The following is a 15194-nucleotide window of genomic DNA, read 5'->3' on the forward strand; positions in this document are numbered from 1 at the left end:
AGTTCAACAGAGTTGCGCCGGCGGCACACCACGGAGAACGCTGACATCAACCCGCATTAGCTGCTCAAACTAGCGCGAGTACTACCGAGTTGCTTGCGTTGGCTGTGATTGCGATAAAACTCTTTTAACATCCCGGTTAGGCGTTTAGCTTGTATATCGATGTCCATCATCACATTTTTTCTGCCCACCTCGTCTTCGGCATCGGTAATCTGGGAACTGAGTGTTTCGATATGACGGACCGCTGCTCTTATTGAGTCATTCGCTGAGATGGCATCTTCAATGTCGGCGAAGATGTTCAATTCCTTCCAACCTAATGCAATATATGGGCGCAGACTGTACAGCGATTTGTGTCCAGTGAGTTCTGCGACCCGACCCAATATCGTCATATTATCGGTAAGCGGAAGGTCAGGAATGTCCACGCTGATCATGGGAACTTTGAAACTTTTAATATAAAAGGCGACACGTCGAGTAATAAATCGATGCCTGTACATTGAAAGACAGGCCTTATCGGGTTTTTTTAGATTTAAGCGCGCGACCAACCTCGAGAATTCTCGCTCTAGAGCGTCGGGGGTTAAGCGTCCACCGTTGATGGTAATCAACAGGAGTTGGTGTTCTTCCGCTATTGCTTTGTTTTTATGGGGCAAATGAGAAAGCAACTTATATCTCGCGTCAATAAGTTGTTTTATCGAAGAAGCAAGCTCGAGGGTGCAGGGTAACGTTCTGATGTACGGTTGAGATTCTCTTCTTTTTAAAGTAGGTATGAGTAACTGACGGGTAACGACGATGTTTTTATGCTGCTCGAGGTTCATGAGACACAACTCCCCCGGACGTAGGCCTGTTTCTTCCGCTATCTTCAAGGTTAGCACCCGCCTACAATACAGATACGCTTGTTGTATAGAACGAATTTCTGATTCGGGTGCCTGTTGTTTTTCCGCAGCCATCTGATACACTACTTCCCATATCGCGCTAATTCTCTCTTCTGGCATTGGTTGCTTGGAAACCGGCGGATCGCCTGACGGGCGGCTAGGGTAGCAGAGGATCGAGATTTTCTTTCCCGTAAAGTGTGGTACTTCACGCCGTAAAAGCGTGATGCGGGCGTGTGCTGAGATGTCGCCAACCAGCTTTTCTTTCAACGAGAAGCGAGCCTGATACCATTCCAGAAAGCGCAGACAGGTTGCAATGATAGTGTTGACAGTGTTCGCACCTCTCGCCGTCCAGCCGTCGGATCTTTCTATAACGTCTTCGCCAAGCTGATCTACAAACAAAGAAAAATCAGTTTCAGTGATGTCGCGAAATCGTTTTTTCGATAAGAAACAGAATCGAACCATATGAGAAATTGCAGATGCTTCTGCTCGGAGTGACCCACCCCGATTTGAATCGCACGCTATCTGTTGTGAGCGGTATAAGAGATACATCTCTACGGGTATGCACGGTTCCCCAGTGGGCCAGTAAAATGCTACTGAGGTTTGCTCTTTTTTGACCCGGCTTACCCATTTTTGCGATGTTACGTCGCGGGTCGCATAACATGGAAAGCTTACGTTTCTCACAAGTTTAAAAAGTTGGAGTCGACTGTAGTCGGATTGCATCATGATCTCCCTGTGAGCCGCAGGTCAAAAATGTCCGCGTACTGCGCTTGAAGTCTGGTTATTTTTTCCAGTCGTTCGGGTTCGTCATCGGCAAATTCATAAAGCAGATCGACCGCCGCGTTATAAGCGCGATACAGAATAGCTCGCGTCTGGAATTGCTCGTCATTTCGCGTTTCGATTCGAGCAGTATGCGCTCTCGATGCTGCAAGAGGTGAAAGGCGTTTCGAAGCTGTCTCCTTTGCTGCGGAACGACGAACTATCATTCTTAGCACGTCGATCTTTTGCCATCCTCCTTCACCGAGAATTTCATCCGCAGTGCGTTTCAGGGTATTAAGAGACATTGGGATTATGGCTTCATCCGCGAGTTCGAATTTCGCGAGGGAAGCTTGGTTGGTACATGCCCGCATTAAGGTGTCCGCGAGGGGGGGAGACTGGGTGCTGGCCTTTTTCAGATAGCGAAAAAGGTTAAAGACGCTTTCTTGGCGCGCTTTTTGAGTGAAGCTTTTCGTCTGCTCGGATGTCTTGATAACCATGCTACTCTCCAATAAGAAATGCAATCTCCTCTCGTAACGTACCATCGTCGGATTTGATCTCAAGCGCATACAACTTATGTGCGAATGCGTCTTTAAGCCACGAATCGAGCTCTTCACGCGCGATTGCCGCGATGCTACTCACGCCGAATCGTGCGCAGACGTTTTCGTACAGCGAAGGCGCATTTCTAACGGTCGGTGATTGCTCAAGCTCGATTCTCCAAAGCTCGGACGATGCGAGACTAGCTTCCATGGCGAGAAATCGGTCCCGCGGCGTGTTTTTCTTCAGATAAACGAAGATGCTGTGTAGTGACTTGTGCCCTGCCATCCATCTGGCGGTATCCAAGGCCGCAAATCCGGTGCAGGAGAAAAATGTGACGAGGCAGGATTTTCGACACTCGTGTGGACGGACGTACCAGCGCCGTCCAAGTTCGTCGACAGGAGCGGCTACATAGTCGCAAAACGCTTCTAGACAGCGCGACAGACTCAGTCTGTTCAAAGCTGCCGCTGTCAAACCCGCATTGTGGGCTGAGTCCGGAATGTAAAATAGGCTTGAGCGCTCATACGGATCGGAGGACGGCTTCAAAACCTGGAGGCCGTCCCTGAGACGAACGATTTCCAACAGTGCACGTGCGACTATGCCAGGACAAGGACGCTTTTTCTTTGAAGGCTCGTCAAGCAAGTGCGCCTTCTCTTGTCCGCGTCGTAGCCAATAGCCGTCTTTTTCCTGTATCAGCAGATCATCTACGCGTAGGGCGACGACCTCGCCCTCGCGTAAGTCACAGGTTTCGATCAATAGGTATAAGGTTGCACCCACTAAAATATCAATTACGTCATGTAAGCCGGGCGCGCTGCGGAGATGCTCATGGGGAAGTGGCGTATTGCCATGATGAAATACGGTTCCCCACCGACTAATATTTAGCGCCTTTAATTCAGAGGGTAGATTCGCTTCTATCCATTTGTTGCGTCTCGCCCTTTTTTCCGCTTTGCCGCTGTCGGCCGGTTTGTCGTTAATGTCTCCAGTAGCAACAAAGTAAGCTGCCGCGGCTAAGTAGAAGTCAACGACTGGTTTGGCGTACTGGATGACCCACCTGATTGATTCTGATGCGTATCTGACTGCAACGTCAATTGGGATCAAAGGCGTGTTGTCTTCTGGAGCGCCTTCCTGCTCTGCCCATTTATAATAGCTTGCAAAGTCAACTGCGTTTTTCGGGCATCCTTTTGGTATTTTTCGATGCAAGCGAAAGATAATATCCAATGCTCCAATCAAGGTATTCAGTTTTCCCGTAGAGCATTTGGAGCCCTGTACCTCACAGATAAGCTGGGTCCTATGCGAAATAAATTCGGTTCTGGGGCTGTTCACCATGATAAGTAGCGGTCCTCCGGCCTCGGACAACTCCGGTTCGAACTGTCGCAGGAGCGCAGAAAACTTCGGGGTGTTCAGCTGCTTATGATCGAGGCCTACTAATTCACTTAACCGACCACGATTCAAAGATACTGTGACGGTGCCACGGACGGGCGTACGATCATAAAAATCATTATTCCGCAGCCACGAAATGATAGATTGTTTTAAGGGGACTGGAACCTCGAATATATTCTTTATCAGACTTGGATCGCCCGGCGGCGTAAGTAGCGAACATAGTTTAGACAGCAGTTTCTGCGGAACATGAAGTGCCCATAACGAACCGCCCTGAAGATACTCGCCAAGCATGCAATCTATTCCAGCCTTATCCAATAAACAAAATGCATATTTCTGTGGATTGTATATTTCTTTAAATTCGAACAGCCATCGAATTACAAAATGTAAATTTGTCACAAAAGTTTGATGGGTCGATGCAGCCCTTATGTTCCATGCGGGAAGTGTCCGAACGAGAAATGCGATCTTCTGTGCGGTTTCCTGAATATATGAGTTTTCAGGAGAATCCAAATAAGTGCCATCGGGAAGTAAAAAATTCCATCGAAGGATCGTATCGCCGACGATCTCGTTTCCAACTTTTCTTGAGCGTCTTGTGACGAGCGACCAGGTTGCGACGCCGATCGCTTTGCCGCGGAGCCATGGCGCGGTCCACGGCCCCTGATATTCTCCAAGCTGTGCGAGCGCGCCCGCGATGAACCCCTTCACAACCGTGTCGACGCGGGTATTTGTGCTTGTCACGGTGAACCTCCATCAGGTACAGCGGCGATTAATGTTCCATCGCAAGTAACATGAGGTTGCTCCAGTCGTATTTTTTTCGAAGCACCTTGCATTTTTCCAGTGCACTGGAGTGGGCGATTCGCATTTTAGGATCTTTATCATGCGGTAATCTGAAGCGCGCAAGTTCAGCGAGGTCAATAATATCGTCTGGCGTTATTTCATCAATTCTGAAATTTGCATGGGGAGAAAGTGTTGAGTTATTAAATCCGGCGGCAAGTGCGCATTCTTGGTAAAGATACAGGGTGGCGATTGAATTGGTTGAAACCGGAAGAACGAGATCTTTAAAGTGTGCTTCGAAACTTTGGGTCTTGGGTTGTTGTTTTTTGCCTAATATCTGACCTAGCGGAGATGATTTAAAGGGCTCAATAAAAAGATTGTTCTTGATGAAATCATGGATTTCATCAAGCGTTTTAAATTCGAGTACGTCCGAAAGATCGATGTCGGTAGGGCAGGCAGCTGCGAGAAAAAGATTGTGATACCGGCGAACTTGCCGCGCGTAAAATGACACAAGTAGTTCGTGAGGGATATAATGTTCAATAAAGATCTGTTTACTGTTGCCCAGTCGGAAGGTGGCGGCAGTAAGGGATCCCGTCTTGAGCCACTCTAGCACTCCTTCTGTTGCGCGAACCTTTCGGAAGGTAATCTCTTCGCCGGAAAATAATTTGTCAATATGAGGAAAATAGCCGCCGATCCAACCAGGATTTGTCCCCTTTCGAAAAAAGGCTGAGGCATTTAATACGGGGACGGCTAATTTGCCGAGTTTCGTGATTAGAACGAGTCGATTGGCAATAAGTGGATTTTTCTTTTTTAAATACTGTCTGGCTCTATTCGTCATTTGGAAGATCATTGACAAGAATCGTTCTGATTCGGAGTCAAGTTGCGTCTGTTTCAGTGCATGCGCTCGACCCTTAACCAGACGCGCAACTGGATCGCCCGTGCCCAAAGAAATCATGGATTCGCCCTGCCGACTTACAAGTTTTGCATCTGAGAACGCCGATCCGAAAAAAACAGGATGATGAATAGTAAAAAAGAGCTGAGCAAACAGATAGTCATGACTGGTCAAACTTCCGAGCATCCATCTAATGCGATCGAATTTCGTAACCAAAGGACTCACGGGTTGTGGTGCATCCGGGGGGATGTCGAGGGTGGGGTGGGATGGTAGGTAATATCGGCCTTTCTCTTCAAACAAGCATATTGTCAACGACTCACCAATTTCGATCTTATGGTGGAGAATCGCCAGCAATGTTGCGAGAGACTTTTCCGTGTGACCGCTACATTTGTGGCGCCCTTGGTCGCTCCAATCGCGCCAATAACTCGGATCGTTGAGATGGGGTTTGATCTCTTTCTCGTAATCAACTGAGGCGATCAGCTTTTGCCCGTATTGATAATGAGCGTCGATCATTTCAAGCCATTCTGTGGCGACTTCATTCAGTGCGGCGCGGCGGCTGGACAATGTTCCACGAACCTCATCGAAATATTCCGCATCACTCCGCGCTAAGCTTATCTCCATTAGAACTTTCTGGTGTTCTTTGGGAGCAAGACGGAGCGGATGCTGTCCAAGCAACTGAGGACTCGGCTCGTCGTCAAGTCTCAACTTGTTTACTCCGCACATGGGAATTTCAACTCCTTGCGGAATTAATCTTTTGCTGTCGCGAAGAATGGTCAGAAAATAGCCAAGATGCCGCCAGGTGGAGACACGCGTTCGAAGGCTGCACTTTTCCCGCTTAAACCATTCAGTAAATACGGTAATCAGGAATTCCTGCCATTCATCAGTTGAATCAGGTAGGCGCCCGAGGCCTATTTGGCTGGCAATGCGGCAGAACTCATTAAGTCTCGTGAGATCGCTGATCTGGCTTCGATATGACGCCTTGTTGAAATGCTCGATAAACGCATGCGCGAGCCGTTCGGCGTCATGCCCAAACGCTATGGATAGTCGCGGCAACCGGACCCGCGCTTTTTGGCCGTCATGTGACGTCACGATTGCCAAATAGCTGCCCTTTGAGATCTGAAGCGCTATCACGTTCTTCTCCACGATAGCAATACATCATTGTCAGTCTCGTATTGTCAATTCTATTGGGGCCGGGACTGTGATTACTTCACCGGGCCATTTTCTTGGTGGCCGGTCTATTGACAAGAAGTATAGTCGGGAAAAGGTCAATGATGCGGCGGACCGGGAAATCAAAACCGCAGTTCTGCAGCGCCGCACGCACGCGCTCACGGCTCTCGCGCACTTCCAGGTCGGGCAGGCCGACGATCGAAAAGGACGGCAGTCCATTGGCGAGGTGAACCTCGACGGTCACTTCGGGCGCACGGCCAGCGGCCGGCGCGCGGCTGCGCACCACGGCAAGCGACATATTCCCTCCCGTCGGACAGCGCGCTCACTGCGCGCGCAAATCCCCTAAAACGCTGATGACGTCACGGCCCGCTTGCCGGCGATGTGCGGCACTGCGCAGCGCGAAGGCTGCAACCGGTGCTTACGGCGTCTGCGTGAGCGGCAGCTTCTGTTCGAGCTCGGCGACGCGGCGCTCGAGTTCCTCCAGGCGCGCGCGCGTACGCACGAGCACTTGGGTCTGCGTATCGAATTCCTCACGCGTGACCAGATCGAGCTTCGAGAAGCCCTGCGTCAGCATTGCTTTGACGTTGCGTTCGACATCCTTGGCCGGCGAATTCTTGAACAGATCGCTGACGCGAGCCTGGAAGTCGTTAAAAACGTCGTTCGGTTGTTTCATCGTGTTCCCCTTGGTGCACAAAAAATGTGCATGTTTCATTGCGCCCGTGCCCCGTTGCGGCGAATGGGCGGTCCTGGTGCGCGCGGCTGCTTCGCTGCCGCGGCCTCGTGAGCGTGTTTGGTGCGCGCCTCGCGTTCAGAACGTTCGAACACTCTAGCAACGATCCCCCCGCCGCGCCACCGCCGGCCGCGCCGCTGGCCGTTCGGACAAGGCCGCCCGGGCGCGCTGCGCCACGCGCGCGACGCGCAGTCAGACACGATATGGCATAGGAGTTGCTATTACTGCCGCGCGCGCACTGCCAGGACACTTTTACCGGGAGCGCAGGAGACCGCGGTCACGGGTACGCCACGGGGCAGCAACGGTTCAGCAACAACTAGCGAGGATTTTATGAAACTCATTACCGCAATCATCAAGCCGTTCAAGCTGGATGAAGCGCGCGAAGCCCTGTCGGCGATCGGCGTGTCGGGCATCACGGTGACCGAAGTCAAAGGCTTCGGACGGCAGAAGGGCCACACCGAGCTGTATCGGGGCGCTGAATACGTGGTCGATTTTCTGCCGAAGGTGAAGATCGAAGCGGCGGTATCGGACGACATCGTGGATCAGGCGATCGAGGCGCTCGAGCGCGCGGCGCGAACCGGCAAGATCGGCGACGGCAAGATCTTCGTCACGCCGATCGAGCAGGTGGTTCGGATCCGCACCGGCGAGACCGGCGCGGACGCACTGTAAAAAATCAAAGCATAGCGACACGGATCGCGACAAGAGGAAAACCAAGATGCGCAAACTCATGATGTCCCTGCTGATGGCCGGCTCGCTGCTCGCGGCCGGTGTCGGCACCGCCCTCGCGGACGACGCGTCCGCTCCCGCGGCCGCCTCCGCTCCCGATACGACGGCGAGCGCGCCCGCACCGGACGCCTCCGCCGCAGTCGCTGCCCCAGCTGCTTCGGCTCCCGCCGCCGAAGCGTCCGCCGCGCCGGCCGCAAGCGCACCGGCCGCCACCGACGCATCGGCTGCCGCAGCCGCAGCCGCGCCGGCCGCGCCGACCGCACCGTTCTCGGTCGATTCGTCGAAGCTCAACTCCGGCGACACCGCGTGGATGCTGACTTCCACCGCGCTGGTGCTGTTCATGACGATCCCGGGCCTCGCACTGTTCTACGGCGGCATGGTCCGCAAGAAGAACGTGCTCGCGACGCTGATGCAAAGCTTCGCGATCACCTGTCTGGTGACGATCGTCTGGACCGTGGTCGGCTACAGCCTCGCGTTCACGCCGGGCAACTCGTTCATCGGCGGCTTCTCGCGCGTGTTCATGACGGGCATGAACTACATCAAGGGCGACAAGGCCACGACGCTGACCGTCAGCCATCTCGCGCCGACGATCCCCGAGACGGTCTACTTCGTCTACCAGATGACTTTCGCGATCATCACGCCGGCGCTGATCACCGGTGCGTTCGCGGACCGCATGAAGTTCTCGGCGATGCTGGTGTTCATGACGCTGTGGTCGGTCATCGTCTACTCGCCGATCGCGCACATGGTGTGGGAACCGAGCGGCTGGCTGGCGACCGCGGGCATCCTCGACTTCGCGGGCGGCACGGTGGTACACATCAACGCGGGTATCGCGGGTCTGGTCTGCTGTCTGGTGCTCGGCAAGCGCGTCGGCTACGGCAAGGAGTCGATGGCGCCGCACAACCTGACGCTGACGCTGATCGGTGGCGCGATGCTGTGGGTCGGCTGGTTCGGCTTCAACGCGGGTTCGGCGGTAGCGGCGGACGGCCGTGCCGGCTTCGCGATGTTCGCGACCCAGGTGGCGACCGCCGCGGCGGCGCTCGCGTGGATGTTCGCCGAATGGGCGGCCAAGGGTAAGCCGTCGGTGCTCGGTATCGTGTCGGGCGCGGTCGCGGGTCTGGTGGCGGTGACGCCGGCGTCGGGCTTCGTCGGCACGGTAGGCGCGCTGGTGATCGGCATCGTCGCGGGCGTGGTCTGCTTCTGGTCGGCCACGTGGCTCAAGCACAAGCTCGGCTACGACGATTCGCTCGACGCGTTCGGCGTGCACTGCATCGGCGGCATCATCGGCGCGATCCTGACCGGCGTGTTCGCGGTCAAGGACATCGGCGGCTTCGACGGCAACGTGATCCTGCAGGCGAAGGGCGTGCTGACGACGCTGATCTACAGCGGCGTGGTGAGCTTCGTGCTGCTGAAGATCATCGACCTGGTGATCGGCATCCGCGTGACCGAAGAGCAGGAGCGCGAAGGCCTCGACGTGAGCCTGCACGGCGAGAAAGTCGAATAACGAAGAACCTGTTGTGCTGCGGGCCCGCGCTCCCGGGCACGCCAGTCAGGAAAAAGCTGAGCGCAGCAAAATTCGCCCGCCTTCATGGCGGGCTTTTTTCTTGCTGATCGGGTTGCGAACGGCAATTTTCCGCGCCTATCATCGAGATAGGGAGAATGCATTCGAGTCTGCTTGCGAATGGAGAAACCGTCCCCAAATGGACAAAGCATTTGCTCTACAATCTTTTTTCTCCAGTCTGCGAGTGATCAATGGTTCCGCACCTAGTTACGGCGTTAAACGGCCCGCTGCTCGACCTCGAGCGGAAGATCCTCGACGCCACGCCCGCTATCGAACGCTGGTTCCGGCTTGAATGGCAGGAGCACACGCCGCCGTTCTATTGCTCCGTCGATCTGCGCAACGCGGGCTTCAAGCTCGCGCCGGTCGACACCAACCTGTTTCCCGGCGCATTCAACAATTTGCCGCAGGAAGTGCTGCCGCTCGCGGTGCAGGCCGCGATGGCGTCGATCGAAAAGATCTGCCCGGACGCGAAGAATCTCCTCGTGATTCCGGAGCGCCACACGCGCAACGCGTTCTACCTCGAAAACGTCGCCCGGCTTGCGTCGATCATGCGCCAGGCGGGCCTGAACGTACGCTTCGGCACGCTCGACGAAACCATCAACGGCCCGGTCACGATCGCGCTATCCGACGGCCAGAAGCTCGTGCTCGAACCGCTCGAGCGCTCGCAGCGGCGCTTGGGGCTGAAGAACTTCGACCCGTGCTCGATTCTGCTGAACAACGACCTGTCCGGCGGCATTCCGCCTGTGCTCGAAAATCTGCACGAGCAGTACCTGCTGCCGCCGCTGCATGCGGGCTGGGCAGTACGCCGCAAGTCGACGCATTTCTCGTGTTATGACGACGTCGCGAAGAAGTTCGCAAAGATGGTCGAGATCGATCCGTGGATGATCAATCCGTATTTCGCGCACGTCGAGGGCGTCGACTTCCAGCAGCGCACCGGCGAGGAAGCGCTGGCCGATGCGATCGACGGCGTGCTGAAGAAAATTGCGCGCAAGTATCGCGAGTACGGCATCTCCGAAAAACCGTATGTCGTGATCAAGTCGGATGCGGGCACTTACGGCATGGGCGTGATGACCGTGCACGACGCGTCGGAAGTCGCCGCGCTGACGAAGCGCGAACGCACGCGCATGGCCGCGACCAAAGACGGCCTCGAAGTGCACGACGTGATCGTGCAGGAAGGCGTGTACACGTTCGAGCGCATCGGCGAGGAAGTCGCCGAGCCGGTCGTCTACATGATCGACCGCTACGTGGTGGGCGGCTTCTATCGCGTGCACGGCAGCCGCGAGCGCGACCAGAACCTGAACGCGCCGGGCATGCACTTCGTGCCGCTCGGCTTCGAGCATACGGCGCTGCCCGATGCGCACGCGAAGCCCGGCGCGGCGCCGCCGAACCGCTTCTATATGTATGGCGTCGTGGCGCGGCTCGGGTTGCTGGCCGCATCGGTCGAACTCGAAAAGACCGATCCCGAAGCGATCCAGGTCTAAGCCATCTCGCGCGGCAGGATGGCGGCATGCGTGCCGCCATCGCCGTCTTCAAAGACTATATTGACGAACAATGTCACGCCCGTCAGGGCGCACCGGGACTTTCATGGACATTCTTTTCATCGCCGATCCGCTCAGCCATTTCAAGATTTACAAAGACTCGACCTACGCGATGATGGCCGAAGCGGCGCGCCGCGGTCACACGGTGTACACCTGCGAGCCGAAGCATCTGGCGTGGACGGGCGGCGATGTCGAAGCGAACGTGCAGCGCATTGCGATCACCGGCGATACCGCCGATCTGCATCGTAACGTCTGGTTCGTCGCCGATGCCGCCGCGCCGCGCGCGCTTGCGAGCTTCGGCGCGGTTGTGATGCGCAAAGACCCGCCGTTCGACATGGAATACGTGACGTCGACGTGGCTGCTCGAACTGGCCCAGCGTGGCGGCGCGCGCGTCTTCAACAAGCCGCAGGCGATCCGCGATCATTCGGAGAAGCTCGCGATAGGCGAGTTCGCGCAGTTCGTCGCGCCGACGCTGGTCACGCGCGATCCGGCGCGTCTGCGCGCGTTCCACGAACAGCACGGCGACGTGATCCTGAAGCCGCTCGACGGCATGGGCGGCATGGGCGTGTTTCGCGTGAAGGCGGACGGCATGAACCTCGGCTCGATCGTCGAAATGCTGAGCCACGACGGCGCACGCTCGGTGATGGCGCAGAAATTCATCCCCGAGATCAAGGAGGGTGACAAGCGCATCCTGCTGATCGGCGGCGAAGCGGTGCCATACTCGCTCGCACGCATTCCTCAGGGTAATGAGGTGCGCGGCAACCTGGCGGCCGGTGGTCTGGGTGTCGCGCGGCCGCTCAGCGAGCAGGACCGCAAGATCGCCAATACGCTCGCACCGGTGCTGGCGGCGCGCGGCTTGCTGCTGGTCGGACTCGATGCGATCGGCGACTGGCTCACCGAAGTCAACGTCACGAGCCCGACGTGTTTCCGCGAGATCATGGATCAGACCGGCTTCGACGTCGCCGCGATGTTCGTCGACGCGCTGGAGCGCGCGGTCGGCTGACGCGCCGACTCTAGCGGCCTTGATTGCCCGGCCGCACCCCCAATCTGTGTAGTAAATCCGCATCAGGCGCGCCGTCGGGATTGGCGCGAAAATGAGGCTGCTACAATGCCCGCTCGTCCGACGATGCATTTCCGTCCTCGCGACCCACGGCCGGTCCGGGGCGATGGCGAACCGGGCTCGAGTCCCGGTCCACGGTTTTGGGGCCGTTCTATCGCAGTAAGGCTGACATGGCAGGCATTCTGATCATTGCGCACGCTCCATTCGCCACCGCGTTGCGCGATTGCATTTCCCACATCTATGGCGGTTTGCCGGCGCGTATCGGCGTGATCGATGTGTCGCCGGATTGCGATCCCGCGCAGGTCGTCGCGTTCGCGAATTCGGAAGTCGCGCGGTTGAAGGAAGAGAACGGCGCGCTCGTGCTGACCGATATGTTCGGCGCGACGCCGGCCAACATCGCGGGCCGGCTCGCCACCGAGCCGGATGTGCGCGTGCTGTGCGGCGTCAATCTGCCGATGCTGGTGCGTGCGGTCTGCTATCGCGCGACGCCACTCGACACGCTCGTCGACAAGGCGCTCGCCGGCGCGACCAAGGGCGTGCACTCGATCGGACCGGCGGCGCCGGAACCGGTCGCGGCGTCAACCTGCCCGGCCGATTGCCTGCCGGCTGACGCGGCGCCCGCCGACTGTGTTCCCGCGTTGCCCGCCGATGCCGATCTGACGCAGAAGCCGGACGCGCCCGGCCTGTAAATCGGGCTGGTTCGCAGGCAAGCTTCGACGGATTCAAGCGGTTTCGCAACGGCGCCAAGCGCATTGCAGCCGCTTTGCAGTTTGACTTTTCACCATTTCATTCACCCGCGCTTCGGACCATCACATGCTGCAACAAGAAACGACAATTGTGAACAAGCTGGGGCTGCACGCGCGCGCGTCGGCCAAGTTGACGCAACTCGCGGGCAACTACCAGGCGGAAATCTGGATGAGCCGCAATGGCCGTCGTATCAACGCAAAGAGCATCATGGGCGTGATGATGCTGGCCGCGGGCATCGGCAGTACCGTGCTGATCGAAACGGAAGGTACCGACGAACAGGAAGCGATGGACGCGCTGTTGAAACTGATCGCCGATAAATTTGGCGAAGGTCAATAACGCCGCGCGCTTTGTGTTCGACAAACCCGAAAATGCCGCGGCTCAGTCCGCGGCTTTTTTTCGCCGCCGACATTTGAATATCAGAAGAGGCCCGCTGCTAATCGACATTAAGGCTTGTAGAAGCGGCGCGAAAGCCGCGAGGAAGAGTGCGTAAGGCGACATGCGCGTAGGGCGACACGCGTTTTCAATGTTTAAACCATATATTTTGCGCGACGCGTATAAAGCGCAGCTTCGCTGTGTACGAGGACACCTGATTGCGATAACTCGTGCTGCGCTGCACACACCGCCGACATACGTCAAAAAGGCGCGGAATTTATAATGCCAGGTACAGTCTGAGAGCATTGCAGCGGTTTGCCGCGGCATCACACAACTAGAGGAGGTGCGCGTGTCATTCACGCTGCATGGAATTCCCGTCTCGCGCGGTATCGCCATCGGGCGGGCCTATCTGATCGCCCCGGCAGCACTCGACGTAGACCACTATCTGATCGAACCCGCCCAGATCGAAGGGGAGGTCGGGCGCTTTCGCGCGGCTCAGCAACGCGTGCATGAAGAACTCAACGTGCTGCGCGCCGATCTCGCCGCGGATGCCCCCAGTGAAATGGGCGCGTTCATCGACGTTCACACGATGATCCTGAACGACGTGATGCTGGTTCAGGAAACCATCGACCTGATCCGCACGCGCCGCTACAACGTCGAGTGGGCGCTGACCGAACAGCTCGAAAGACTCTCGCGCCATTTCGACGATATCGAAGACGAATACCTGCGTGAACGCAAAGCCGACATCGAACAGGTCGTCGAACGTGTGCTGAAGGCGCTCGCGGGTGCGCCGGGCATCGTCGACAACGTGCATGGCGCGTGCGATGAAATGATCGTCGTCGCGCACGACATCGCGCCGGCCGACATGATGCAGTTCAAGACGCAGACGTTCCAGGGCTTCGTCACCGATCTCGGCGGGCGCACGTCGCATACCGCGATCGTCGCGCGCAGCCTCGGCATTCCGGCCGCGGTCGGCGTGCAGCATGCGAGCGCGCTGATCCGCCAGGACGATCTGATCATCGTCGATGGCGACCACGGCATCGTGATCGTCGATCCCGCGCCGATCGTGCTCGAGGAATACTCGTATCGGCAAAGCGAGAAGGAGCTCGAGCAGCGCAAGCTGCAGCGGCTCAAGTTCTCGCCGACGCAAACGCTGTGCGGCACGCGCATCGAACTGTGCGCGAACATCGAGTTGCCGGACGACGCGCGCGCGGCGATCGAATCGGGCGCGACCGGCGTGGGTCTGTTTCGCACCGAGTTTCTGTTCATGAATCACAAGGACCGGATGGCCGAAGAGGAGGAGCAGTTCAGCGCATATCGTCGCGCGGTCGAACTGATGAACGGCTTGCCGGTCACGATCCGCACGATCGACGTCGGCGCCGACAAACCGCTCGATTCGATGGCCGGCGGCGACGGCTACGAGACCGCCGTGAATCCGGCGCTCGGTTTGCGCGCAATTCGCTGGAGCCTGTCCGAGCCGCAGATGTTCCTCACGCAGCTGCGCGCGATCCTGCGCGCGTCGGCGTTCGGCAAGGTGAAGATCCTGATCCCGATGCTCGCGCACGCGCAGGAAATCGACCAGACGCTCGATCTGATCCGCGAAGCCAAGCGCCAACTCGACGACGCGGGCATTGCTTATGATCCGAACGTGCAGGTCGGCGCGATGATCGAGATTCCGGCCGCCGCGATCGCGTTGCCGCTGTTTCTGAAGCGGCTCGATTTCCTGTCGATCGGCACCAACGATCTGATCCAGTACACGCTCGCGATCGATCGCGCGGACAACTCGGTCGCGCATCTGTACGACCCGCTGCATCCGGCGGTGCTCCATCTGATCGCGTTCACGCTGCGCGAGGCGAAGCGCGCGGGCGTGCCGGTGTCGGTGTGCGGTGAGATGGCGGGCGATCCGGCGTTGACGCGTCTGTTGCTCGGCATGGGCCTGACCGAGTTTTCGATGCATCCGAGCCAACTGCTCGAGGTCAAGCAGGAGGTGCTGCGCTCGCATCTGAAAACGCTCGAAAAGCCCGTGGCCGACGTGCTGGCTTCGTTCGAGCCGGAAGAGGTGCAGGCGGCGCTCAAGCGGGTCGCGCTGGTGTGAAT

The 15194-nt window shown here is 57.2% G+C and carries 13 protein-coding genes; 7 read left to right on the forward strand and 6 right to left on the reverse strand.

What is annotated here, in order from left to right:
- Window positions 1-56 precede the first annotated feature (56 nt).
- The 6 genes from AB3X95_RS22865 to AB3X95_RS22890 all read right to left on the reverse strand — a co-directional run bounded on the left by AB3X95_RS22865 (window position 57) and on the right by AB3X95_RS22890 (window position 7039).
- Entirely contained in the window at window positions 57-1328 is a 1272-nt protein-coding gene (locus AB3X95_RS22865) for a tyrosine-type recombinase/integrase (protein ID WP_368622633.1), read from the reverse strand.
- Window positions 1329-1585: 257 nt separating this feature from the next.
- Window positions 1586-2119, reverse strand: coding sequence for a hypothetical protein (locus AB3X95_RS22870; protein WP_368622634.1), 534 nt, complete (start codon window positions 2117-2119; stop codon window positions 1586-1588).
- 1 nt (window position 2120) lies between these two features.
- The gene (locus tag AB3X95_RS22875) at window positions 2121-4271 is read right to left on the reverse strand and encodes a hypothetical protein (RefSeq protein WP_368622635.1); all 2151 of its coding nucleotides are present in this window, start codon (window positions 4269-4271) and stop codon (window positions 2121-2123) included.
- A 28-nt stretch (window positions 4272-4299) separates the two neighbouring features.
- Window positions 4300-6330: a hypothetical protein gene (locus tag AB3X95_RS22880; RefSeq protein ID WP_368622636.1), complete on the reverse strand. Its 2031-nt coding sequence runs from the start codon at window positions 6328-6330 to the stop codon at window positions 4300-4302.
- 76 nt (window positions 6331-6406) lie between these two features.
- Window positions 6407-6664 (reverse strand): magnesium chelatase domain-containing protein, encoded by a 258-nt coding sequence (locus AB3X95_RS22885; RefSeq protein ID WP_368622637.1) that lies wholly within the window; start codon window positions 6662-6664, stop codon window positions 6407-6409.
- Window positions 6665-6784: 120 nt separating this feature from the next.
- Window positions 6785-7039, reverse strand: coding sequence for an accessory factor UbiK family protein (locus AB3X95_RS22890; RefSeq protein ID WP_176109667.1), 255 nt, complete (start codon window positions 7037-7039; stop codon window positions 6785-6787).
- A gap of 387 nt (window positions 7040-7426) precedes the next feature.
- Between AB3X95_RS22890 and AB3X95_RS22895 the strand changes: the two genes are divergently transcribed.
- From AB3X95_RS22895 to ptsP, 7 genes are all read left to right on the forward strand, one after another.
- Window positions 7427-7765 (forward strand): P-II family nitrogen regulator, encoded by a 339-nt coding sequence (locus AB3X95_RS22895; RefSeq protein WP_013088261.1) that lies wholly within the window; start codon window positions 7427-7429, stop codon window positions 7763-7765.
- A gap of 46 nt (window positions 7766-7811) precedes the next feature.
- A complete protein-coding gene (locus AB3X95_RS22900) occupies window positions 7812-9323 on the forward strand; it encodes an ammonium transporter (RefSeq protein ID WP_184226070.1) in 1512 nt (503 codons plus the stop codon).
- A gap of 248 nt (window positions 9324-9571) precedes the next feature.
- The gene (gene gshA / locus AB3X95_RS22905) at window positions 9572-10861 is read left to right on the forward strand and encodes a glutamate--cysteine ligase (protein WP_018434736.1); all 1290 of its coding nucleotides are present in this window, start codon (window positions 9572-9574) and stop codon (window positions 10859-10861) included.
- 103 nt (window positions 10862-10964) lie between these two features.
- A complete protein-coding gene (gene gshB / locus AB3X95_RS22910; RefSeq protein ID WP_368622638.1) occupies window positions 10965-11921 on the forward strand; it encodes a glutathione synthase in 957 nt (318 codons plus the stop codon).
- 227 nt (window positions 11922-12148) lie between these two features.
- Complete coding sequence (locus tag AB3X95_RS22915; protein ID WP_368622639.1) at window positions 12149-12667, forward strand: PTS sugar transporter subunit IIA; 519 nt, start codon at window positions 12149-12151, stop codon at window positions 12665-12667.
- A gap of 124 nt (window positions 12668-12791) precedes the next feature.
- Window positions 12792-13061, forward strand: coding sequence for an HPr family phosphocarrier protein (locus AB3X95_RS22920; protein ID WP_013088266.1), 270 nt, complete (start codon window positions 12792-12794; stop codon window positions 13059-13061).
- 385 nt (window positions 13062-13446) lie between these two features.
- Complete coding sequence (gene ptsP, locus AB3X95_RS22925; protein WP_176126623.1) at window positions 13447-15192, forward strand: phosphoenolpyruvate--protein phosphotransferase; 1746 nt, start codon at window positions 13447-13449, stop codon at window positions 15190-15192.
- The last annotated feature ends 2 nt before the right edge of the window (window positions 15193-15194 follow it).

The sequence above is a fragment of the Paraburkholderia sp. BR13444 genome, assembly GCF_040948755.1.
GTDB classification, from domain to species: domain Bacteria; phylum Pseudomonadota; class Gammaproteobacteria; order Burkholderiales; family Burkholderiaceae; genus Paraburkholderia; species Paraburkholderia youngii.

What these genes read in the sequence shown, in the direction of transcription:
- AB3X95_RS22865 (WP_368622633.1), bottom strand. Translation starts at nt 1,328, where the DNA reads ATGGTTCGATTCTGTTTCTTATCGAAAAAACGATTTCGCGACATCACT.
- AB3X95_RS22870 (WP_368622634.1), bottom strand. Translation starts at nt 2,119, where the DNA reads ATGGTTATCAAGACATCCGAGCAGACGAAAAGCTTCACTCAAAAAGCG.
- AB3X95_RS22885 (WP_368622637.1), bottom strand. Translation starts at nt 6,664, where the DNA reads ATGTCGCTTGCCGTGGTGCGCAGCCGCGCGCCGGCCGCTGGCCGTGCG.
- AB3X95_RS22890 (WP_176109667.1), bottom strand. Translation starts at nt 7,039, where the DNA reads ATGAAACAACCGAACGACGTTTTTAACGACTTCCAGGCTCGCGTCAGC.
- AB3X95_RS22895 (WP_013088261.1), top strand. Translation starts at nt 7,427, where the DNA reads ATGAAACTCATTACCGCAATCATCAAGCCGTTCAAGCTGGATGAAGCG.
- AB3X95_RS22900 (WP_184226070.1), top strand. Translation starts at nt 7,812, where the DNA reads ATGCGCAAACTCATGATGTCCCTGCTGATGGCCGGCTCGCTGCTCGCG.
- gshA (WP_018434736.1), top strand. Translation starts at nt 9,572, where the DNA reads ATGGTTCCGCACCTAGTTACGGCGTTAAACGGCCCGCTGCTCGACCTC.
- gshB (WP_368622638.1), top strand. Translation starts at nt 10,965, where the DNA reads ATGGACATTCTTTTCATCGCCGATCCGCTCAGCCATTTCAAGATTTAC.
- AB3X95_RS22915 (WP_368622639.1), top strand. Translation starts at nt 12,149, where the DNA reads ATGGCAGGCATTCTGATCATTGCGCACGCTCCATTCGCCACCGCGTTG.
- AB3X95_RS22920 (WP_013088266.1), top strand. Translation starts at nt 12,792, where the DNA reads ATGCTGCAACAAGAAACGACAATTGTGAACAAGCTGGGGCTGCACGCG.